Origin of the sequence: Polaromonas sp. CG_23.6, assembly GCF_029892315.1 — a bacterium.
Classification (GTDB): Bacteria; Pseudomonadota; Gammaproteobacteria; order Burkholderiales; family Burkholderiaceae_C; genus Polaromonas.
On the sequence record NZ_JARXUY010000001.1, the window covers coordinates 2,876,283 to 2,899,255 of the forward strand.

The following is a 22,973-nucleotide window of genomic DNA, read 5'->3' on the forward strand; positions in this document are numbered from 1 at the left end:
TTCATATATGCCTGCAAAGCAACTACTAGGTATTCAAATTTTAAGATTTATTGCGGCCATGTTGGTCGTGATAATGCACACCACTGAAGCCATCTCGGTTCGCATAACCGGTGCAGGACCAGATCATTACTGGAGTAGCGGAGCAATAGGGGTAGATATATTTTTTGTCATAAGCGGTTTTGTTATGGCTATGTCTACAGCAAAATTACCTACAGACTACAAAATTCATTTTTATTCAGCATGGATATTCATGAAGCGGAGACTTATCAGAGTTGTACCGCTTTACTGGTTCTACACGTTTTTAAAGACAGCACTTGTGCTAATTTTGCCAAGTCTGGCTCTTAGAACTTCAATCGATCCTGATCATCTTTTGGCTTCCCTATTTTTTATTCCAGCAATCAGTCCATGGGGAATGGTTCAACCAACTTTACCTGTAGGTTGGACACTAAATTTTGAAATGCTCTTTTATATAGTATTTTCTATTGCAATAGCTTTTGGAACTGCACGTATTAGGTTTTGCTTTATTTTCTTTTTAATAATTTTCTTTGCTGCACAAGTTTTTTCTGAATATGCAGCTTTAAAATTTTACGGTCAGTCATTACTTTTTGAGTTTATCCTAGGTATGAGCATTGCTCACTTATATATTAAATATCCATATGCACCACCAAAAATAGGTTTAATAGTGGGAATTATCGGAGTTATACTTATTTTATCAATAAATTGGAAAGACTTACTTTACGGATTTTCAACCTGGGAAGTCGGTGCTGGTTTTACAGTGCTTGTTGTAGTTTGGATTGAACCGTGGATTGTTCGATTTCGGCTCGCGTCCAAAATGTCGTTTTTAGGTGACTGTTCTTATTCAATTTATCTTTCGCATACCTTTATAGTTCCTTTTGGTGTTCTTGTACTTAAAAACCTGGGCTTCCAGGAGAGCATTATAATTATTCCATTAATCAGTCTGGCCGTTATTGCAGGAGGCTTTCTGTCTTATAAATTTATTGAATTGCCAATGATAACAATTCTTAACAAAGCTTTTTTTAAAAGACCCGTATATTCATTATAAAAATTTATTTATAAATATGCAAAACGAATTAATTCGGGATTAATCTTGCGCGAACATATGGAAAACTATATTTATATAGCCTGTCCTTGGACGCCAAAGGGTGGAGGCATGTTTAAAGTTGCAGATTATTTAATTCAAGCACAAGACAGAGATGCTATAAATGCGGCTACATTACGACCGCTTGATACACGTGGTGGGAGCAATGCACTTTATTCTTTCTTTATTTTGATAACTGCTCTTACGAAACTAATACGAGGTCGATATACCGGACAGTTGGCAGGGGTTCATGTCAACATGGCTGAGCGTCTTAGCCTTTTTAGAAAAAGTGCTGTAGTGGTTTTTTGCAAAATGTTGGGTATACCTGTAGTGCTACACCTTCACGCGGCACAACTCCCTGCTTTCTATCGAAAGTTGCCACTACCATTGAAAAGTCTCACACGCTGGGTGTTTTCACTTCCTGCCACTTGTCTAGTACTTGGTGAAGAATCACATCGCTTCGTAACAGAAGAGTTACTTGTTCCTGAAAATCGAGTACAAGTCATTATCAACGGAGTTCCCGAACCTATCAACACCAGGCGAAAACCAGATAATTCAAGGGTAAAGCGTGTGCTTTTTTTAGGGAATTTATCAGAACGCAAAGGTGTTTCAGACCTTTTAAAGGCACTTGCCTTACCAGGATTCGACATTTCCCGCCTTGAAGTCACGCTTGCCGGAGGAGGCAATATATTGGCTTACGAAGCAACTGCACTTAAGCTTGGAATTAACGGGTTCGTGCGATTTACCGGGTGGTCAAATCAGCACCAGGTTTCTGAGTTAATGTCACATGCCGATCTGCTTGTGTTGCCCTCATATGACGAAGGGCTGCCTCTTGTAATTCTTGAAGCACTGGCCAATAGCGTCGCAGTCGTTTGTACACCCGTAGGTGAAATTCCGTCTGTGCTGACCGATGGATTAAATGCCTGCTTTGTCCAACCTGGTGATGTGCAAGGAATTGCATGTGCTCTCCAATGTGTGCTGAACAATCACGAATTTATGCTGGAACTTGAAAAAAATGGACGTAGGCTTTATGAAGAAAAATTTTCGGTGAATCAATTTTTTGACAGTGTGGCTAAAGTTCATCAACGCCACTTTGGTATAGCAGGTCAAGTGCGTTTAGACAACACAGCACATCATAAGGAAGTATCGTGATCTGTAATGCTGACAGCATTCCTAATGGTTCATGCCTTCGTGCTGACGTATGTATCATTGGAGCTGGTCCTGCAGGCATAGCACTTGCACTCGACCTTTCAGAGCGTGGATTTTCAGTTCTATTGCTGGAATCAGGTTTTATGGAAGAAAACCCAACAACACAGCGGCTCTATGAAGGTGATGTGGCCGACAAAAAACTGCACAGTCCACCCGACAAATACCGTCAGCGTCGCTTTGGTGGTTCCACTGCCATATGGGGTGGGCGATGTATGCCCTTCGACCCTTTGGATTTTGAAGCGCGCAGCTATGTCCAACACAGCGGTTGGCCGATTTCTTATGATGATTTACTTCCTTACTATCCACGAGCCAATGATTTAGCAGAAGCGGGTCGATTCAGCTACCGTGCGGAAGATGCACTGGGCGCAGATACTTTGCCACTGATCCGCGGTTTTGAAAGCGAGCGCGTTCTTACCAACGGATTAGAGCGTTTTTCATGCCCTACGCACTTCGGAAATCGTTATGCCAGACAGCTTCAATTAACACCTTATGTCAATGTTTTGTTAGGGGCTAATTGCACGGGTATTCGCCTACAGCCAAATAAAATGGCGGTTCGTACTGTCGATGTGCAAACGCTCACCGGTACTCGCTTCTCGGCTACATGCCGTATAACCGTCCTGGCAGTGGGGGGTCTAGAAACAGCGCGCCTGCTACTGGCATCAAATGATGTTGCACCTGAAGGTATAGGTAATTCTCATGATGTAGTGGGTCGTTATTACATGTGTCACATAGCAGGCAACGTTGGTAGGCTCACTATCAAAGGGCCTACAGAGAATGTTAAGCATGGTTATGAGCTATCACCCGAAGGAATTTATTGTCGTCGGAGATTGGCAGTAGCACCTGCAGAACAACAACGTCTAGGTCTGTCGAACGCAGTAGCTAGACTTCATTTTCCTCGCATCACGGATCCTGTTCATCGTAGCGGTGTACTTTCAGGACTATTTCTTGCGCGTAGGCTGATCAGCTATGAGTATGGCAAACGACTGAATGATGGCAATAGCTCTACCACATCAGCAGACTATGCTAGACATGTATTGAATGTAGCTACTGATCCAGTTGACACTACTGCATTCCTGATGCACTGGCTCAGCCATCGTTCGCTGGCTGACAGGAAATATCCATCAGTTATTTTACGAAATCGAACGAATAGGTTTAGTCTCGAAATGCATGGTGAGCAAATTCCTCAGTGCAACAGTCGGGTAAAGCTCAGCGACAAAATTGATACGCTTGGTATGCCAAAACTGCATATTGACTGGCGATATAGTAATTCAGATATCGAATCCATACGTGGCACTCTGAACGTATTGTCGCAAGAGTTTGCTGCCAGTGGCGTTGCTCGATTTGAATATGATGACGAAAATCTGGAAGAAGACCTCACACGCTTTGGCGCTTACGGAGGCCACCATATCGGTACTGCGCGAATGGGCAATAACGAACGATTCAGCGTTGTGAATGCTGAGTGCCAAGTGCATACAGTGAATAATTTATTTATTTCTGGCAGCGCAGTTTTTCCTACTTCAAGCCAAGCTAATCCGACTCTAACGATCATCGCGTTGTCACTCAGGCTCGGGCATACACTTGCAAAGAAACTTGGGACACCTCAACAAGCGTCTGTAATCGACAGGGAGTTCGCATGAAAGTACTGGTAATAGGTGGCTCGGGTTACATTGGAAAGCGTTTACTAGAAATAATTTCTACAATTTACCCTGACAAACTTACTGGGGCTTCGAGGGGACTAGAATTATCTAATTCCTCGACAGTGGCTTGGATAAAGCTTGACACTTGCAACGTTTACGAGTTAACAAGTGTTTTAAAAGGATTCGATGCAGTAGTAAATTGTGTTGCTGGAAATGCCAAATCGATTTCGCAAGGAGCTCATGCTCTTAAAGAAGCTGCAATACATGCAGGTTACCCGCGCATAGTACATTTGAGTACCATGTCAGTTTATGGATCTGTAGAAGGAAATATTCGGGAGGATGCGCATCTTAACCCGGATCTTGGTTGGTATAGTCGATCCAAGTTTAATGCAGAACAACACATACGCGAGTATGCATTAAAAGGTGGTGAAGCAGTGATATTGCGGCCAGGCTGCGTATTTGGTCCGAACAGTGAACTCTGGGTTGGCCGCATAGCACGATGGTTACAGTCAGGAAGATTAGGCGACTTAGGCGTGCATGGAGATGGATGGTCAAATTTGGTATATGTAGATGACGTATGCCAAGCAATAATAGCAGCATTAAAGTTACCTATTGAACCTAAAGATGTGCCAACTTTCAATTTGGCAGCGCCAGACAGTCCACGTTGGAATACCTATTTTATAGATTTAGCGATTGGGCTGAAGTTCACGCCTGTGAAACGAATCAATCGCCGACAACTCCAACTGGACTGTTTGATTGCTGGACCACCATTAAAGCTTGCACAGATGATTTTCAAGCGTTTAAGATCTAATCATGCAATACTTCCTGATTACATGCCGCCAGGATTAATGGGTTTATTCGCACAGCACATTCATCTTGACTCAATACACGCGAGTCAGGAGCTTGGTATGATTTGGACTGATTACATTACAAGTTTGAATAACTCACAAGCTTGGGCAAGCAATTCAGTTTTCAGCATGAATTTGAAAGACAGGGCTATATGCATGCATTGAAAGCAGACATATTTCGACTATGCGGTCGTTTTAGCTGGATACTAATTGCCAAAACTGTAGTATCCAATAAAGCATTTTTTTTAATTTCAACAATACGTTTTTGTCAGTCAGCACAACGTCAGTCGTATATTTTGCGAAAGACATTATTATTTCCTGCAAGGCTTCTGCACTTATTAGCAGGACATATTATGGGGGCAGAAATTCCATGGAAAACCTCCATAAATCCGGGGTTAACTTTGACACATGGCAGAGGTATTGTCGTGAATGTCAATTCGTCAATAGGAAGTAATGTAACCCTATTCCAGGGTGTCACACTAGGGCAACGTGACTCGATTGCAAAAGATGGAACTAGAAAAACAAGCTATCCAGTTATTGAAAATAATGTTTGGATTGGGCCTTATGCAATTATTGCGGGTGTAAAGATTGGAGAAGGAAGTCGTATTGCAGGAGGTGCATACGTTTTAGAAGATGTGCCGCCACACTGTATAGTAATAGGCAATCCTGGAAAAATTGTTAAAACTAATTGTATAGCTGACGTTATAAACCCATGGATAATTTATTAGTCTTGAAAATCTGTATAAATTGGGTTCAGTAAATTTTTAATTTACTTGTAAATCATATTTTACAAAAAAAATATATAACTATAAATTTTCATAATCAACTATTATAAATAGTTACGATCTAAATTACGTTTTGATATGGATAAAACTAAAACTCGAAAAAGAAAAATAATATTACCAATGACGTAACGCCTAAAAAGTCTTCTTGGTTCCATTTGCAAACGATATAGCCATTCAATCCCATTCTCACGCATCCACAAGGGAGCTCGCGATGTTTTGCCACCCCAAAAATCAATGATCGCGCCTCCGCAAATTATCAGGCAAGGATGTGTAATTTTTGATCGCAGGTAGATAGCAACTTCTTCCTGCCGTGGCATCCCCATACCCAAGATAATCAATGCTGGACGGAATTTGTATGATAACGACATATAGTCATCATTATCCAGAAATCCATTGGCGTAAAAAAAATCACTTTTTGGAGCAAGATCTCCTTTAACAAACTTAACACCTTCTTCTAAATAGGGTGTTTGAGTACCAAATAAAGCAATTGGGCGACCATTGAACACTTTAACTAGGACTGGAATCAGGTCTGTTCCGTTCAGATTAAAGCCTGGTAAAATATTAAGCTGATTTAAAAGTATTACAATACCAGAGCCATCTCGAAGGATGGTATCGGAAGTGTAAATTGATTCAAAAAAAGATTCTGATTCAGCAATAAGATTCATTGCATGAGCATTTACAAACGAAAGAACCTCAGGTTCTTCCGGATTGCATAATTTTTGTAATAATTCTTGCTTGCTATCCTGAGTATGAATTATATTGGTCTTATCAATTAACTTACGCCAACGAATTTTCCAATTTACACTACTCTTCATTATTAAACCTGAATATACTATTCTTAAGAATCATTAAGCACTGAACCAACCAATGTCACGCCAAATTCACGCAAACTGTTTGTAAATTTTCCAAGCTGAACCATTGAACTTTTATCTTGACGTGCAATAACAAGAGCAGCACCTGTACGAACCGCTACTGTATGAGCGTCAGCACATACATCAGCTGGTGGCGTATCAATAATGATCACGTCAAAGTTTTCTCCCAATGAAAGTAATAACTTAGAAAAACTCTGACGTCCAAGTAATTCTTGCGGATTAGGCGGATTAGCGCCCGAAGCAAGAACTGACAAGTTCTGCAATACCTCGATACTTACAATAGCATCTAATCCAGCGCGCCCAACAAGGATATCGGAAAGCCCAGCCCGTTTTCCCAGATTAAAAAGATTGTGTTGACGAGGTGATCGCATATCAGCATCGATCAGTAATGTTCTCTCTCCAAGCTGTGAGAAAACGATCGCCAAATTAGCAGCAATATAACTACGACCATCGCCGGTACCGGCACTAACAACAGCAAGACATCTCTGATCAAAGCTTTTGTTGAACCAGCGCAGCATAAGCTGACTTCTAAGCATGCGAAGCTCTTCAACAGGCAAACTATCAGGCTGGTACGCCGCTATAAGTTCATGACTCAAGCTACTCCCTGTGGGAATGTACGAATAATTGAACTGAACTGACAAAGCAAAACGTACATCGTCTTCAGTCAATAATCCGAGCGCTCTTCCCGCCTCACCGAACCTAACTCCGTTTTGCCTTTGGTAAGTCAATATTTTTTCAGCATTTGTTATTGAAAGCCTACCTGAGTCAATTAATATTGAACCAATAGGTCTGGCTTGGCCTGTTTCTACAAGTAAATTATTGCTAGCTTCAGGTAAAGGAACAGACCTCACTATTTGTGAATTTTGTAAACTCATGCTGGACTTCCATTTGACAACGCAAGCCGACCTGAACTACCGTTCAATCGACTTTTTGAACCGGTGGAAGAAATTTTTGCAAGAACTGGAAGGTCAAGCATTTGCATAAGATCCTCACTTGACCGGATACGGCGATTCATAAGTTCAAAAAGTAATGCAAATCCAACACCAAGCAGAGTTCCAACAAATGCGGCTATAAGCAAATTCAACGATAGTTTTGGACCAGATGGCTCAATAGGAACTAAAGCAGTATTCAATCGAACTGTGTTTGTTTGATTGGTCAAACTTTGCAAACGAGTCTGTGATGCACTTTGACTGACTGTTTCATAAGCACGCTGTGCAGCCTCTACGTCACGTCGGTAAACATTAAGTTCGTCACGCTGTTTGTTCAATCCGAGTACCTTGGTCTTTTGTGTATTAACGGCTGACTGCAGTTCGCGTTCACGGTCTTTGCCTACACGGTAAGCTGTTTCTATGGAAGCAGAAATTCGACTAGATTCTGTAGAAAGTCGGTTTCTAAGAGATGCAAGTTCAGCTTCAGCACGCTGGCGTAAGGGATGATTTACGCCTAAATTTACATTATTTTCATTTACTTTTGCTTCAAGTCGAGCAATATCAGACTTAAGTCCATTTATCAATGAACTCTGCATGACTTCTGCAACTGTGTCTCCACGAGCATTTCGCTTGCTCTGGCTATCGGTGGTTTCACCTTGTACGGCTGTAAGTTGTGTCGAAATTTGCGATAGCTTGGCGGTTTCATAGTCCACTCTTTCATCTGATGAAACTATTCCCGCTTTTTGTTGATAATCAGATAATCGTGACTGTGCATCTTCAAGTTTCGCACGTGAAACTTTTGTCTGCTCGTCAAACCAAGTTGCATACAAACGAGCAGGCTCTGTTTTTAATGATAAATTTATATCCATATAGGCTTGTGCAAAAGCGTTTGCCAATTTAGCAACATTTTCTGGATTACGGCCTTTGTATGTAATATTGATAACATTACTTTCTCTGGCCGGTTGAACCAGAAGGCCACTTTGAATATCCTTAGCTATCCATGAATCAAGTGAGCCTCTACCTTCTGTAGCTTTCAACCATGCAGCTTTTGTTTCAGCGTCTTCATTTAGCTTCAGCATCTTTACCACTAGTTGAGCAACCATATCGCCACTGATAATATCAACCTGAGTTGCCATGTAATTAGGGGAAGTGACGCCTGACATTCCTGCGCCAGAAACTGGATCTGGAGTTCTTGCATCAACCAATAATGAAGTCTGGGCAGCGTATTTATTAGGAATTAACAAACTAACTGCCAATGCTAAAGCCAATGCCAAGACCAGTATTGAAAGAACAACACTGTATCGCGCCCGAAGTATCCGAAAAAATTGGTATAGATTCATAGCAACTTAAAACAGGCTTTCACGCACGTAAATAACATCTTCTGCTTGAATTGCATCAGTTAAATTTGGCGTAGTTTCAACAACATTGCCATTCAGATCTCGTCTATGCAATCGCAAGCGGTTTTGGCTACCACGCACTGTGGGTCCACCGCCCGAAGCCAGCGCTTGCATCATCGTCATGCCACGCTCAATACGATATGGACCAGGACGTTGTGCTTCACCATAGATATAAAAAACCGGTGCTTTATTAACATATAGGGTATCACCACCAGACAAGACAACATCATTGTCTGACTTGTCGTTCAAAAACAATGCCGGTATATCAATAACTTTACGAAAAGGCTTGTTGTTGCGCTGACCTGTAATAATTAACACGTCATCGCCTAGAACAGTTATACCCCCCGCCGCTGCAAGCATATCGCTTACCCGGGTATTGAGTGTTTCCAAAGGAAATCGACCAGGTTTACTTACTTGACCTAAAACGGCTACCTGACTACCTCGAATCTGGCGAAGTACTATGTTTACCTGAGGAACTTTAACAAAACCGCCAGTTCGCAAGGCATCAGCAATTTTTTTCTCTGCTTCGGATATGGTTAACCCGCCAAGTTGAAGGGTACCAACCAAAGGATAACTAATGACGCCAGTTTCGGAAACGCGCGCATCCACTGACAAATCAGGACTTTGATAAACCTGAACGCCGATCGAATCGCCCGCTCCAAGTTTGTAATCTTGCTGCGTTTGGGGGTCTCCGCTTCCCGCGGATCCTCCAGAAACAGAAGGCTGGCTAGACTGTGAAAATGCAGTCAGGGCAAATAGTAAGAAAAAAACCGAAGCAAGAGAGCGAATGAAGATATTCATCGTTGCGCCTTTGGATGAACCATAAAAGTAAGGTTACATCTTAAAACGACACATAAAAAATCTGCAATAGCCCTTTCTTCCTAATGCTTTAGCTATTTAGATGCGAAAAAGAAATTTTTTAGTACTACTTATAAAAAATTTGATCTTAATAATATATTAAATAGTAGTTTATTTAACGCTACTATTAAAAGCCAAATATTTGCATTATTAAACCCGGGATTTATACCAATTAAACTAAATACTACATTAGTATAAAAATTACTTTGAATTTTTAAATGTAGTTAATCTTTTAAAATTTTCAAGATAAATCAAAAAATATTTTCGTTCCAATTGATAAGGTTTTTTGCTTTTATAAATTTTGACTAAATGTTTGAGGTTTGCCCATTTCATCCAAGGTTTTTGAGCTCCAACAAAATGAATAACATTAATATCTTTCAAGCCAGCTTTAAAATTATCTGAAGTACGATAACCATGCTGGCCAATATATACATCAAGGTCTGTAAAAAAAATATTGTACCCCTCGTCAAGATGAAGGTCTTTACGATCAGGCCAATCAGCGTAATAAGCATTTATCACGTCTTGGTCGCCTATTTTATTACCACCCAACGCTTGAACTTCTATTACAGCACGACTGGATAAATTGCCAATTTTTTGTGCAAGATTTTCTTCAGGCTCTATAACCATCAATCCCGAATTTAGCCGCGTCCAATCGGGGTGTTCTAACTGACCTGCTGCAACAGCAGAAAGATGGGGTTTTTCAAATAACACATCTATGTTTTTGAGAACAATCATGTCGCTGTCAAGATAAACAAGTTTTGAAAATTTTGTCAGTCCAAAAAGATGAATCTTGTCAAATGTATTTCCCCAGTGACCCGATTCTTCCTTGAAAGTTGCAGGAATTTCAATAGGCATGGGAAGTCTCAAAACATCCATTCCCCTGCCCTCCAACTTGTCAATAATATCTTGAGAAATATTCCATGAAACAGCAACCCAAAATGGATAGTGACTTTGGGTTTTCCTCAAAGAATCATGTAAAACGATCACACCTGGTAAATAACTTGGTGTACTCAATAGAGTTATATAGGCTTTCATCATCGATATGGTGCACGCTAATTAAAAAAATTAACGTTATAAAATGCAACAGCAAGCAACACAAGAAAGTTGAAATTCCCATAAAATTTATTCTTGCCTAATAAGATCAGGCAAGAATTATCAAAATTTTATTATGGGAGAATGTATATTCGTATCACAATACAATTTAAAAACTGGCGAGAACACTAAAGTTTATACCGTGGCTTTTATAATCAGCACCAGATTCGTTAGATTTTCGTCGATCAGAAAATACTGATGTTGTCAACTTTAAAGAACGAATTACATTCCATTCAAAGCCCAAGACACTCAGATTAGTCGTATCGCGTCGATCAGTTGATACAAATCCAGTTAACGGACCTCTATAATTTCTGACACCATGGTCATAGCGAAACTTAAGAGAAGTTTTTTCTGTAGGCTTCCAGGTTGGTGCTATAAAAAATCGATTGCCCTGATAATAACTTATGTTATTTGTTTGATAATCACCCAAGTCTCTTGCAATTCCGCCATTAATACTGGTTTTTCCAGTTGGCTTCCAAGTGGCCTCAAGTTGTCCGATAAATCCAGAAAAGTCTCTTACTTCAAGCCCTTCATGTTTTCGATCAAAATATGATAGACGTGATTGAATCGTAGTTTTTCCAGTGATAGGCCATAGGAGCTTGAATTCATGCTCGCGATCTTTGAAATCACTTGCAAACACAGAAGAAAGAATCCGATTTGGGTATTCACCGCTTCCTTGCTTGAGCCGGTATGCCAATGAGCTATCCGATGCAAAAACATATCGTGCGCCAGCTTCGACTCCTCGTATTTTTGAATCACCTTCAAATGTGAGAGGCTGACTGTTTGAACTGCTTCTCTCGAATACACCCCCGACAATGCGCCATGGACCATCTACAGCATATTCAGCGTCCAATAAAGTCAATCTATCCGTGCGTCGGTTAAGTTGATCTTGATTTTGATTCTGATTTAGGAAATTCGCTGTGTTATCAGTATATTCCTGACGATCTGTTGTGAAATTTCCGTAGAACGATGGCGTAAGACTCCAGCGCCATGCTGCCGCGTAGTTAACAGCGGTGAAGTCAAGTGTCGAAAAATTTTTATATGTATACCGATTCGCATTAACATCCAACTCGAAACGCTGCAGTCCGTAACTCTTGTCAATCTTCGCACCTAAGGTGGTAACACCAAAGTGGTCTGAACGAGGACCTGACACTGCATCCGACAACCGGAATATATTGCTGTCATATTGCCACGTTTGACCCACTCTGAACTGAAGCGTATCAAGTTCATCTGCATGCACGTTTAAAGAAATCACCCCAGCCAAGGCCAAATTCATCACTAGCAATTTACGAAGCAACATTGTGGAAATCCTTTTTCAAAAATTAAGCAACTTCAAAAAGCCAAATGCGATCTAAATATTACATTATTGTAATATTTTCAATTATATAATATATTTTAGCTGTTTTGCAATAGTTCTTTTGCCCCATTGATAAATTTTAATACGCTGCGCTATCTTTAAATACCAAACGAACAGTCTTCACTACAATGAACAGGTCAAGCAGCAAGGACCAATTTCTTAAATAATCGAGATCGTAATCGATCCGTGCCTGCATTTTATCCAATGTATCGGTTTCTCCACGGTAACCATTTACCTGAGCCCAACCAGTGATTCCTGGCTTGACTTTATGCCGCACCATATATCCCTTTATCAAAGTTCTGTACATTTCGTTATGTGCTACTGCGTGTGGTCGCGGACCCACAATACTCATTCGACCTTGCAACACGTTAAAAAATTGAGGCAGTTCGTCCAACGACGTTTTTCTAAGAAGCGCCCCGAATTTAGTAATCCTTTGATCATTTTTTTTCGCTTGTTGAATGATTCCACCATCCTCAACCACCGCCATCGACCGAAATTTGTAAACCAGTATCTGTTCGCCATCAAGCCCATAGCGACGCTGCTTGAATATAGCGGGTCCTGACGATCCCATTTTGACCATGATGGCAATAAAAACCATGATGGGCGAAACAAGGAGAAGAATTATCAGAGAAAGCAAAATGTCGCTTGTACGTTTCAATATCCCATTAAAACCTCTAAAGGGTGTGTCACACACTGAAATCACATTCACACCACAGACAGATCCGCTTCTTCCTTGAATCAAGTCAGTTATAAACATGTCTGGTACAAAGTAGATAGACGCAGTGGTGTCCTTGAGATCGTCAAGGATTTGCAGAACACGGGGACGGGCAATCATTGGCAAGGATAGATATATGTTTTGAATTCTGTGCTTCTTTACATAACCGGCAAGATCATCTATCTTTCCCAAAAGCTTGTATTTGTCCTGTTGGTGACGTCGCACTTCGCTGCGATCATCGAAAAATCCCCGCAGCTCCATTCCTGAATACGCTGCATCCCCAATGTTTTCAGCCAGCGATACACCTTGGTTATTCATGCCCACAATAACGACCCGTTGTGCAGGTCCTTGCATTTTCAATAATTTTGTGCTTGCTGCTCCCAAGGTCAGGTTTCCAACAATCTGGGCGATTGGAACAATCCACAACCAATTAATTATTAAAAATGTCGGGAATCTATAGATATAATCGGTTGCAAATCCGACGAGAATCAAGATTCCGGCTATCCATAACCAGTTAAGTAGTATATTAAAAATTAAACGCTCTACAGAAAGCCGTAACCGTGCAGCGCCTGGGAATGTCAGAGAAAAAACAACTACTGAAAGAATTAGATACGGCGGATTGATTGCACCTTCGAAATTAAATGCCAAAATCCAGAGTGATGAAATTAAAATAATTGGATCAAGAATACTTTCGACTATTCTAAAAAAATAGCTTCGCCCCAGACTTGATCGTGAATCCAGATTGTTTTTCCATACAGCTGCCGACTTTTCCCTGGTAATTTCAACCATTGAATGTCACCCCGTTTATTTTTGAAACAGCTTGCGCACGGTTAAATACATTCAATTTCTGGAAAATTCTTTGCATATGATTTTTTACAGTAAATCCACTAATATTCAATATAGTACCTATTTCGGAATTTGTTTTTCCCATGGCAACCCAATCCATGATCTGGATTTCGCGATCACTCAAACCAAAGACTTCGTCTTGTCCCGCACGTAGTGATTTCGAAAACGGTTTTTGCTGTTGTGGAAGTTGAGAGATCTGACGCAATGCGCTGTCAATTACGGGCATCAGCACCTTCATGGCGGTGCTGGTTGGCTCTGGTGAAATTTTCTGGCTGCTTAAAAGTACATATAGGCACTCACACTGCCCACGCTCATCGCGCATACCGTGAATCATTCCTGATCGCATGCTGCGTAACGCACTGCTGAAAGATCCAGGCAAACTGGCATTACCCAACAGATATTCGAAATTGCGAAAGTCAAGTGAGCTTGGTTGGCGGCCTCCAAAAACCCAACTTTCGTGAAATTTTCCCATTAGGAAAGGAAGGCCATCCGTACCCACGGCGTAAGACCGCACACCTGGCAACTTGGACACAATGTCGTGTCGGATGGACCCTTCCTGAAAGTTTCCCCATCCTGCCAGCAGGATTTCGTGCGGCATGCACTGTTGCACATCGCCCTGCAACCAATGAAGCAAGTCGATATGACGCCGGATAGCAGTTGCACTTTCAATCAGCCTGAGATAGTGGCTGGAATTACCAGACACGGGCACCGTATGACTTTGCATTTTTTTATTCTCCCTGAATACGTTTTGTCGTTTGCGCTACCGATTGCATCGATGGAATGCGAAGCCTAAAGCTACTTTATATCAAGCGTTCACGCAGGATATACAACAATTTACAAGTCATCAAGCATGCTGTGAAAAATTCAGGAAGCTTCTCCGTCATTGTCCGCGTTGCTTGTCATCCAAAATCTGCAGATGGATCCAAGCAACCCGTAAAAACATCCCTATTCAGAGCATGAACGACCTGCCAAGCCCTGAAATTATCTGATTTTTAAGCGAAAACCCGCGCACGTTCGACCGCTGTCAGCAGCAATAATCAAAATGTTTACGGCGCTTTGCCCTAATCCATAATTTTTATCGCAATTACTTTCCGGAGACAGCATGAAGCTTTCGAAACTTCTCATTTGCCTGAGCCTGGGCCTGGGATTCATGGCTTCGGCCACTGCACAGACCACCATGCGGATCAGCATCTCAACAGCTCAGAACTCACACCAAGGTGTGGCGATAGACACTTTTGCCAAGGAGGTTGAAAAGCGCACGGCAGGAAGATATAAGGTTCAGACCTTCTACAACGGTGCTTTGGGCGGCGAGCGGGAGTCGATTGAAGCGGTACAGCTGGGGACGCAGGCATTGGCATTCTCGTCGTCGGGCCCCATTCCCAACTTTGTTCCTGAAACCAAAATCCTGGATGTACCGTTTCTCTTCCGGGACAAGGCCCATGCACGTGCCGTGCTCGACGGACCAATTGGCCAGGACTTGCTGACCAAATTCGATGCCAAAGGCTTCAAGGCACTCGCCTGGGCCGAAAACGGCTTTCGCCACATGACCAACAGCAAGCGCGACGTCAAGACACCTGAAGATCTCAAAGGTTTGAAAATGCGCACCATGGAAAACCCGGTGCATATTGCTGCCTACAAGGGCTTTGGCATCATTCCCACACCTATGGCCTTTCCCGAAGTGTTCACTGCACTTCAGCAGGGCACCGTAGATGGACAGGAAAATCCTCTGTCGGTCATCATTTCAGCCAAGTTTGATCAGGTGCAAAAGCACTTGACCTTGACGGGCCACGTTTATTCGCCTTGCATCTTCGTGATGAACAAGGCGCAGTTCGACGAACTCAGCGCAGCCGACAAGCAAGCCTTTCTTGATGCCGCCAAAGAAGGAACCAAGGCCAATCGCGCCCGGGTGGACGAAGACGATGCCAAGGGCGTAGCCGACCTGCGCGCCAAGGGAGTGACCGTGATTGACACGATTGACAAGGCCAAGTTCGTGGCCGCACTGGCACCGGTGAACGCCGAGTTCGAAAAGCAATTCGGCAAGGTTGCGCTCGACAAAATTCGAAACTACAAATAAGCCAATATCTTTTTTGCTACGTTTTCGGTAGCTTGATATGCCCGTAGCTATTGCGCTAACGGGCGTTTTCTTTAAATATCGGTGTCATTTCATGAAACACGCCTTTTTAACCGTCGAACGCTGGACGACCGGATTTTCCATGCTGGTGGCATGCCTGATGCTGGTCATTGCCTCGTCGCTGGGAATGTTCCAGATCGTGACCCGTTTTGTATTGGAGCAACCCGCAGAATGGAGCGAAATCCTGATCAGGCTGAGTCTGATCTGGATGGTTTTCATGGGTATCCCGGCGGCTTTTCGCCAAGGGGCGATGGTCAGTGTCGATGTGCTTTATCGCTGGAGCCCACCCCGGATCAAGCGTGTGCTCGACTGGGCGGTCTGCCTTGCGGCGCTGGCCCTGATCGGTGTCATCATCTGGTGGGGCTGGGACTATTCGCTGCGCGGTCGCGTTCAGTCGATGGCCGGGCTTGAATCCATTTCAATGTTCTGGGGATATGTGGCCATGCCGGTTGGCGGGCTCTTTTGCGTGATGGGAATCATTGGCAACCTGATCGATCCACAACGCCAAGAACTGGAAACAGCCCAATGACCGCCGTCATGCTGACGACCATGGTGCTGTGCTTTGCATTGACCATTTCCGTTGCCGTTTCCATCGGACTTGCGTCGGTTCTGGGCATTCAGGCGACCAATGCCAACATGCTGATTTCGGTCAAGGAAATGTTTTCTGCAATCAACAAATTTCCGTTGGCTGCCATTCCCTTCTTCATCCTGGCAGGCAATCTGATGGAAACCGGCGGCATTTCGCGCCGGCTGGTGGAGTTTGCAAAAAGCATCGTGGGCGGCGTACAGGGCGGCCTGCCGATGACCTGCGTGCTCACCTGCATGATTTTTGCAGCGGTTTCAGGCTCGTCGGTGGCAACCACCTTTGCCGTTGGCGCCATTTTGATTCCGGCACTGGTGAAGCATGGCTATCCGACAACCTATGCCGCAGCCCTGCAGGCGACCAGTGCCGAGTTGGGTGTCATCATTCCACCGTCGATTCCGCTGATCCTGTATGGCGTGAGCGCCGAGGTCTCGATTGGCGAACTTTTCGTCGCTGGCATAGGGCCGGGCATCTTCATCAGCTTGTCGCTGATGATTTTTGTCTACGTGTATTGCCGCTTCAAAGGCTGGGGCAAGAACGACGGCGACGGGCGACTCGGTTTTTTCAAGGCAAGCTGGCAGGCTGGCTGGGCGTTGCTGATGCCGGTCATCATCCTGGGCGGTATTTACGGTGGCATTTTCACGCCAACCGAAGCAGCAGCCGTCGCGGTGTTTTATGCACTGGTGGTGGGCGTGGTGATTTACCGGGAAATCAGCCTGGCCAGTTTGATCGTGGTGCTGCGCAAGTCGGTGTTGTCCAGCGCCGTGATCATGTTCATCATTGCCAACGCCGGGCTGTTTGCCTTTCTGATCACACGTGCTGGTGTGCCTGACGCGATTGGCCACTGGCTCGAGGCTGTGCTGCAGTCACCCGCGCTGTTTCTGCTCGGGGTGAATGTTGCGCTGTTTTTCATTGGCATGTTCATTGAAACCAGCGCCGCAATCATTGTGCTGGCGCCGATTTTGGCACCTGTGGCCATGCACTTCGGCATCGACCCGGTGCATTTCGGCATGGTCATGGTGGTCAATCTGGCGCTGGGCATGATCACCCCGCCCTTTGGCGTGAACCTGTTTGCCGCCTGCACGGTGGCAAAGGTCTCCCTGGACCGCATCATCCGTCACCTGATTCCTTTCGTGCTGGTGATTCTGGCGTGCCTGCTGGTGATCACCTACGTGCCGCAGTTGTCGCTGGGTTTGCGTGACCTGTTGTACGCGAAATAGAAGCCTGGGAAAGCCCCGAAAAGCCTGAAGGAGCGCGCAAGAGAGCGGCTTTGCTCGGCTACACTTGGCAGCGTCAGGAGAGAGTTTTCCCAGAGAAAACCGCCGAAGGCGCATGCGCCACCCCCAATGGTGGACTGAACGCTCAGGCAAAAGGACTGGCAACCGCCCCTAGGCGCATCAACTGCCAAGGGGCGTTCCCAACTGGAGAGAGACCGCTTTGAAGGCGGTCCACCGAAGGAGCAACCCTGCATCGCCAGGCGAATCTCTCAGGTAAAGTGGACAGAAGGGGCAGCCCGTGGCGTTTGGCCACGGAATCATGTTTGCCCCTTTGGAGAACGCCATGTCCCACGACCCGTCTGCCGCCCCTGCCCCTTTGCTCAGCACACCGCTGCATGACCTGCATAGGGAACTTGGCGCCCGCATGGTGCCGTTTGCCGGTTATTCCATGCCGGTGCAATACCCGGCCGGCCTGATGGCCGAACACCTGCAAACCCGCAGCAGCGCCGGTCTGTTTGACGTGTCGCACATGGGGCAGTTGCGGCTCGTTGGCCCGGATGCCGCCGCCGCACTGGAAAGCCTGATGCCGGTCGATGTGATCGACCTGCCTGCGGGCAAACAGCGCTACGGCCTGCTGCTCAATGAAGAAGGCGGCATCATCGACGACCTGATGTTCTTCAACCGCGACTACGCGAATGGCGGCGATATCTTCGTCATCGTCAATGGCGCGTGCAAGACCGGCGACATCGCCCATATCCAGGAAAAAATTGGCAGCCGCTGCGAAGTCATCCCCATGCCCGAGATGGCCTTGCTGGCGTTGCAAGGCCCGCTGGCCGTGAACGCTCTGCAACGCCTGTCGCCGGGCGTTGAAAAGCTGGTGTTCATGACCGGCGGTGAGTTCACCGTGGCGGGCTGCGACTGCTTCATCACCCGCAGCGGCTACACCGGGGAAGACGGTTTCGAGATTTCAGTGCCCGCCGCGCAGGCCGACACCCTGGCTCGAACCCTGCTGGCCCAGCCAGAAGTCAAGCCTGTTGGCCTGGGCGCGCGCAATTCACTTCGTTTAGAGGCCGGCCTGTGCCTGTATGGCAGCGACATCGACACCACGACCACGCCGGTCGAAGCCAGCCTGAACTGGGCGATTCAAAAAGTTCGCCGTACCGGCGGCGCTCGTGCCGGAGGCTTTCCGGGCGCAGACAAAATCCTGGCGCAGCTGGCCGAACCGGCCAGTTTGAGCCGTAAACGAGTTGCCTTGATGGCCAGTACGCGCGTTCCGGTCCGCGAACCCGCCATGCTGGAAAACATGGACGGCCAGGCAATCGGCCAAGTCACCAGCGGCCTGCTCAGCCCCACGCTGAACCAGCCGATTGCGCTGGCCTATGTGCATCCTGACTATGCGGTGGTTGGCACCGAGTTGTTTGCCATGGTGCGCGGCAAACCCGTGCCCATGCACGTGTCGACCACGCCCTTTGTTCCCACACGCTACCACCGTGGCTGATTCATCTATCTCTTTCGTTCACTTCCCTTTTTCATACAAACTCCCGGAGAAACCGCATGACCGTCAAGTACACCGAAGACCACGAATGGCTCAAGATTGAAGACGACATGGCCACTGTCGGCATCACCGTGCATGCGCAAGACGCACTAGGCGATGTGGTGTTTGTCGAGCTGCCGGAAGTCGGCACGACATTTGCCCAAAAAGACACCGCTGGCGTGGTCGAGTCAGTCAAGGCGGCAGCGGATGTCTACATGCCGGTCAGCGGCGAAGTCGTTGAAGTGAACGAAGCACTGCGTGATGACCCGTCACTGGCCAATTCCGACCCGCTGGGCGCCGGCTGGTTCTTCAAGGTCAAGCTCTCCGACCCGTCGCAGCTCGACGCGCTGATGGATGAAACCAGCTACACCGCCTTTTCTGCCGCCTGAATTTTTCATCAAGACTGATACGGAATCCTGACATGCTGATGCCATCCGCCACGCCGCTGGGCGCGCTTGAAAACCCTGCCGAATTCATTGCCCGGCACATCGGCATTGATGAAACGGATGAAGTCCACATGCTCGGCGTTGTCGGCTCTGATTCGCTCCGGGCGCTGATTGACGGCATCGTGCCGCGCTCGATTGCCCGAAGCAGCGCCATGGCGATTCCGCCGCCGGTGTCTGAAGCGGCCGCGCTCAAGCAGCTCAAGGCCATGGCCGCCAAGAACAAGGTATTCAAGAGCTTCATCGGCCAGGGTTATTACGGCACCTACACGCCGGGCGTGATCCTGCGTAACGTGCTGGAAAACCCCGCCTGGTACACCGCCTACACGCCCTACCAGGCCGAGATTTCGCAGGGCCGCATGGAAGCGCTGATCAACTTCCAGACCATGGTCTGCGACCTGACCGGCATGCCGATGGCCAATGCGTCGATGCTCGACGAAGCCACTGCCGCCGCCGAAGCCATGACGCTGGCCAAGCGCAGCGTGAAGAGCAAAAGCAATGTGTTCATCGTGGCTGGCGACTGCCATCCGCAAACCATCGAAGTGATCCAGACACGCGCCCGACCGCTGGGCATCGAGGTCAAGGTCAGCACCCTTTCACGCACTGTGCCGCAGTTGATGGCAGAGGGCAATTACTTCGGCGTACTGGCCCAGTACCCGGCCACCAGCGGCGCCATTCATGACCTTCGGCCGCTGGCGGGACAAGCGCATGCCGATGGCGCAGCCTTGTGCGTCGCAGCCGATTTGCTGGCGCTGACGCTGCTCACACCACCGGGCGAATGGGATGCAGACATCGTGCTGGGCAGCACCCAGCGCTTTGGCATGCCAATGGGCAACGGTGGCCCGCATGCTGCTTATCTGGCGTGTCGGGATGAATTCAAACGCTCGTTGCCGGGCCGCCTGGTCGGTGTCAGCATCGATACCCATGGTCATCCGACCTACCGGCTGGCGCTGCAAACCCGCGAACAGCACATCCGCCGTGAAAAGGCCACGTCCAATATCTGCACGGCACAGGTGCTGCCAGCGGTCATAGCCAGCATGTACGCCGTCTACCACGGCCCTCAGGGCTTGAAGCGCATTGCCGAACGTGTGGCCACTTACACCGCCATTTTTGTGAATGGATTGCGCCAGATGGGTTTTGACATCACCAACAAAGGCGCCTTTGACTCGGTCACCGTCAAAACCGGTGATGCTACTAATTCAATAGCTAAGCGTGCAAGCCAGTCGTGCGCAAACCTTAGATTTCGCTTGAAAAATCACTTGGGTGTGTCGCTGGACGAAACCACCAGCCGCAGCGACATTGAACTGCTCTGGTCTTTCTTCGCCCAGCCCGGCCAGACTGTGCCGGTGGTGAGCAGTTTCGAGCAAGGCATCGAATCCCTGATTCCAGCTGCGCTGCGCCGCACCAGCGAATTTTTGACGCATCCGGTGTTCAACACCCACCACAGCGAAACCAGCATGCTGCGCTACATCCGCAAGCTCAGCGACAAGGACCTGGCGCTGGACCGCAGCATGATCCCGCTGGGCAGCTGCACCATGAAGCTGAACGCCACCAGCGAGATGATTCCCATCACCTGGCCGGAATTCGCCAACATCCATCCATTTGCGCCGCATGACCAGTTGCTGGGCTATGCCGAACTCGACCAGCAGTTGCGTGACTGGCTGTGCGAGGCCACGGGGTATGCCGGCATCAGCCTGCAGCCAAACGCCGGCTCGCAGGGTGAATACGCCGGCCTGCTGGTCATCAAGGCTTATCTTGAGGCGAATGGCCAGGGCCACCGCAATATCTGCCTGATTCCCTCGTCAGCCCACGGCACCAACCCGGCCAGCGCCCAGATGGCCGGCATGACCGTGGTGGTCACGGCCTGTGATGCACAGGGCAATGTCGACATGGCCGACCTGAAGGCCAAGTGCGAAAAGCACAGCGAGAAATTGGCTTGCGTGATGATCACCTACCCCAGCACCCACGGTGTGTTCGAGACGCATGTCAAGGAGCTTTGCCAGCTGGTGCATTCGCACGGCGGCCGGGTCTATGTCGATGGCGCCAACATGAATGCGCTCGTCGGCACCGCCGCACCGGGTGAGTTCGGCGGCGACGTCAGCCACCTCAATTTGCACAAGACCTTCTGCATTCCGCATGGCGGAGGCGGCCCCGGCGTCGGCCCGGTCTGCGTTGTGGCGGACCTGGTGCCCTACCTGCCCGGCCATGCAACGGCTGGCATGCCCGTGAACGGCGTGGGTGCGATTTCAGCTGCCCCGCTGGGCAATGCAGCGGTGCTGCCAATCAGCTGGATGTACTGCCGCATGATGGGGCCCGAAGGCTTGAAGCGCGCGACCGAAGTGGCAATTTTGAGCGCCAACTACATCAGCGCCCGCCTGCAAGACCATTATCCGACGCTGTATGCCAGCGAGAACAAACATGTTGCGCACGAATGCATCCTGGACCTGCGTCCGCTGAAGGAAACCAGCGGCGTGACCGCCGAAGATGTGTCCAAGCGGCTGATGGACTACGGCTTTCATGCGCCAACGCTCAGCTTCCCGGTGCCCGGCACGCTGATGGTTGAACCCACCGAAAGCGAGTCCCTGGCCGAACTGGACCGCTTCATCAATGCCATGGTTGCTATCCGCGAAGAAATCCGCCAAGTCGAAAACGGTCACTGGCCACAAGACAACAACCCGCTGAAACATGCACCGCACACCGCCGCCAGCCTGCTGGGCGCGGACTGGGACCGGCCCTATTCACGCGAAACCGGTGCCTTTCCGCTGGCCAGCCTGAAAGCGGTGAAATACTGGCCACCGGTGGGCCGTGTGGACAACGTCTACGGCGACCGCAATTTGTCCTGCAGCTGCATTCCGATTGCAGATTACGCTTGACGCGCACTGCACACTGCCTGAACGCCTTAACGCCTTAACGCCTCAACTCCTCCTTCTCTCTTTGAGAGAAGTTTGGGGTAAGGACCTGTAGTGACGGCAGCGCTAAACCCCATTTCAATCCCTCCATCATTCACAGGAAAACCATGAAATCAAACTTCTCCCTGCTCGCCCTCGCCGCTTTTGCGACCAGCGCCTTCGCCGTGGCGCCGCCTGAAACCCTGCCATCGGGTGTAAAGATCGTCCACACGGTAGACGGCACAGGCGCGCAGCCCAAGGCATCGGACACCGTCAAGGTGCATTACCGCGGCACGCTGGCCGACGGCAAGGAATTTGACAGCTCCATCAAACGCGGCCAGCCGGCCTCGTTCCCGTTGAACCGTGTGGTGCCATGCTGGACCGAAGGCATGCAAAAGATCAAGGTTGGCGGCAAGGCGACGTTAACCTGCCCACCGGCCACGGCCTATGGTGATCGCGGCGCCGGCGGCGCGGTGCCACCCAACGCCACACTGACGTTTGAAGTCGAGTTACTGGCGATTGAAAAGTAAGCT

At 47.6% G+C, this 22,973-nt stretch carries 20 protein-coding genes and 2 riboswitches; of the genes, 12 read left to right on the forward strand and 8 right to left on the reverse strand.

Features of this window, described 5'->3' with window-relative positions; translation table 11 throughout:
* The first annotated feature begins 7 nt into the window (after window positions 1-7).
* Genes H4V98_RS13595 through H4V98_RS13615 form a run of 5 tightly spaced genes read left to right on the forward strand, consistent with a single transcriptional unit; the run spans window position 8 to window position 5,521 of the window.
* The gene (locus H4V98_RS13595; protein WP_196863495.1) at window positions 8-1,063 is read left to right on the forward strand and encodes an acyltransferase; all 1,056 of its coding nucleotides are present in this window, start codon (window positions 8-10) and stop codon (window positions 1,061-1,063) included.
* A gap of 57 nt (window positions 1,064-1,120) precedes the next feature.
* Window positions 1,121-2,251 (forward strand): glycosyltransferase family 4 protein, encoded by a 1,131-nt coding sequence (locus tag H4V98_RS13600; RefSeq protein ID WP_280757579.1) that lies wholly within the window; start codon window positions 1,121-1,123, stop codon window positions 2,249-2,251.
* A complete protein-coding gene (locus H4V98_RS13605; RefSeq protein WP_196863497.1) occupies window positions 2,248-3,945 on the forward strand; it encodes a GMC family oxidoreductase in 1,698 nt (565 codons plus the stop codon). The genes H4V98_RS13600 and H4V98_RS13605 overlap by 4 nt, the downstream gene beginning before the upstream one ends.
* Window positions 3,942-4,958, forward strand: a complete 1,017-nt coding sequence (locus H4V98_RS13610) for an NAD(P)-dependent oxidoreductase (protein WP_280757580.1) — start codon at window positions 3,942-3,944, stop codon at window positions 4,956-4,958. Before H4V98_RS13605 ends, H4V98_RS13610 begins: the two co-directional genes overlap by 4 nt.
* On the forward strand, window positions 4,946-5,521 hold the full coding sequence (locus tag H4V98_RS13615; RefSeq protein ID WP_196863499.1) for a serine acetyltransferase: 576 nt from the start codon (window positions 4,946-4,948) through the stop codon (window positions 5,519-5,521). The genes H4V98_RS13610 and H4V98_RS13615 overlap by 13 nt, the downstream gene beginning before the upstream one ends.
* A gap of 101 nt (window positions 5,522-5,622) precedes the next feature.
* Here H4V98_RS13615 and H4V98_RS13620 read toward each other — a convergent pair whose 3' ends face one another.
* The 8 genes from H4V98_RS13620 to epsA form a co-directional block, all read right to left on the reverse strand.
* The gene (locus H4V98_RS13620; protein ID WP_196863500.1) at window positions 5,623-6,393 is read right to left on the reverse strand and encodes a WecB/TagA/CpsF family glycosyltransferase; all 771 of its coding nucleotides are present in this window, start codon (window positions 6,391-6,393) and stop codon (window positions 5,623-5,625) included.
* Window positions 6,394-6,416: 23 nt separating this feature from the next.
* Complete coding sequence (epsG, locus tag H4V98_RS13625; protein WP_196863501.1) at window positions 6,417-7,325, reverse strand: chain length determinant protein tyrosine kinase EpsG; 909 nt, start codon at window positions 7,323-7,325, stop codon at window positions 6,417-6,419.
* On the reverse strand, window positions 7,322-8,719 hold the full coding sequence (gene epsF / locus H4V98_RS13630; protein WP_196863502.1) for a chain length determinant protein EpsF: 1,398 nt from the start codon (window positions 8,717-8,719) through the stop codon (window positions 7,322-7,324). The genes epsG and epsF overlap by 4 nt, the downstream gene beginning before the upstream one ends.
* A 6-nt stretch (window positions 8,720-8,725) precedes the next feature.
* Window positions 8,726-9,577 (reverse strand): polysaccharide export protein EpsE, encoded by an 852-nt coding sequence (gene epsE / locus H4V98_RS13635; protein ID WP_196863503.1) that lies wholly within the window; start codon window positions 9,575-9,577, stop codon window positions 8,726-8,728.
* 258 nt (window positions 9,578-9,835) lie between these two features.
* The gene (locus H4V98_RS13640) at window positions 9,836-10,648 is read right to left on the reverse strand and encodes a glycosyltransferase (RefSeq protein WP_196863504.1); all 813 of its coding nucleotides are present in this window, start codon (window positions 10,646-10,648) and stop codon (window positions 9,836-9,838) included.
* A 187-nt stretch (window positions 10,649-10,835) separates the two neighbouring features.
* Entirely contained in the window at window positions 10,836-12,026 is a 1,191-nt protein-coding gene (epsL, locus tag H4V98_RS13645) for an XrtB/PEP-CTERM-associated polysaccharide biosynthesis outer membrane protein EpsL (protein ID WP_196863505.1), read from the reverse strand.
* Between the two features lie 136 nt (window positions 12,027-12,162).
* Window positions 12,163-13,587 carry an undecaprenyl-phosphate glucose phosphotransferase gene (locus H4V98_RS13650; protein WP_196863506.1) on the reverse strand — a complete coding sequence of 475 codons (1,425 nt, stop codon included), beginning with the start codon at window positions 13,585-13,587 and terminating at the stop codon, window positions 12,163-12,165.
* Window positions 13,580-14,368, reverse strand: a complete 789-nt coding sequence (gene epsA / locus H4V98_RS13655; RefSeq protein ID WP_196863507.1) for an XrtB/PEP-CTERM-associated transcriptional regulator EpsA — start codon at window positions 14,366-14,368, stop codon at window positions 13,580-13,582. Before epsA ends, H4V98_RS13650 begins: the two co-directional genes overlap by 8 nt.
* A 378-nt stretch (window positions 14,369-14,746) precedes the next feature.
* On the opposite strand from epsA, the gene H4V98_RS13660 reads away from it, so the two are divergent.
* From H4V98_RS13660 to H4V98_RS13690, 7 genes are all read left to right on the forward strand, one after another.
* Entirely contained in the window at window positions 14,747-15,718 is a 972-nt protein-coding gene (locus H4V98_RS13660) for a TRAP transporter substrate-binding protein (RefSeq protein ID WP_196863508.1), read from the forward strand.
* Window positions 15,719-15,809: 91 nt separating this feature from the next.
* Window positions 15,810-16,304: a TRAP transporter small permease gene (locus tag H4V98_RS13665; protein ID WP_196863509.1), complete on the forward strand. Its 495-nt coding sequence runs from the start codon at window positions 15,810-15,812 to the stop codon at window positions 16,302-16,304.
* Entirely contained in the window at window positions 16,301-17,578 is a 1,278-nt protein-coding gene (locus tag H4V98_RS13670; RefSeq protein WP_196863510.1) for a TRAP transporter large permease, read from the forward strand. The genes H4V98_RS13665 and H4V98_RS13670 overlap by 4 nt, the downstream gene beginning before the upstream one ends.
* 64 nt (window positions 17,579-17,642) lie before the next feature.
* A riboswitch (glycine riboswitch) is annotated at window positions 17,643-17,746 on the forward strand.
* A gap of 23 nt (window positions 17,747-17,769) precedes the next feature.
* A riboswitch (glycine riboswitch) is annotated at window positions 17,770-17,871 on the forward strand.
* A gap of 47 nt (window positions 17,872-17,918) precedes the next feature.
* The gene (gene gcvT / locus H4V98_RS13675; protein ID WP_196863511.1) at window positions 17,919-19,073 is read left to right on the forward strand and encodes a glycine cleavage system aminomethyltransferase GcvT; all 1,155 of its coding nucleotides are present in this window, start codon (window positions 17,919-17,921) and stop codon (window positions 19,071-19,073) included.
* A 56-nt stretch (window positions 19,074-19,129) separates the two neighbouring features.
* Window positions 19,130-19,498, forward strand: coding sequence for a glycine cleavage system protein GcvH (gene gcvH / locus H4V98_RS13680; RefSeq protein ID WP_196863512.1), 369 nt, complete (start codon window positions 19,130-19,132; stop codon window positions 19,496-19,498).
* Window positions 19,499-19,530: 32 nt separating this feature from the next.
* Window positions 19,531-22,425, forward strand: a complete 2,895-nt coding sequence (gene gcvP, locus H4V98_RS13685) for an aminomethyl-transferring glycine dehydrogenase (protein WP_196863513.1) — start codon at window positions 19,531-19,533, stop codon at window positions 22,423-22,425.
* 143 nt (window positions 22,426-22,568) lie between these two features.
* A complete protein-coding gene (locus H4V98_RS13690) occupies window positions 22,569-22,970 on the forward strand; it encodes an FKBP-type peptidyl-prolyl cis-trans isomerase (RefSeq protein ID WP_196863514.1) in 402 nt (133 codons plus the stop codon).
* The last annotated feature ends 3 nt before the right edge of the window (window positions 22,971-22,973 follow it).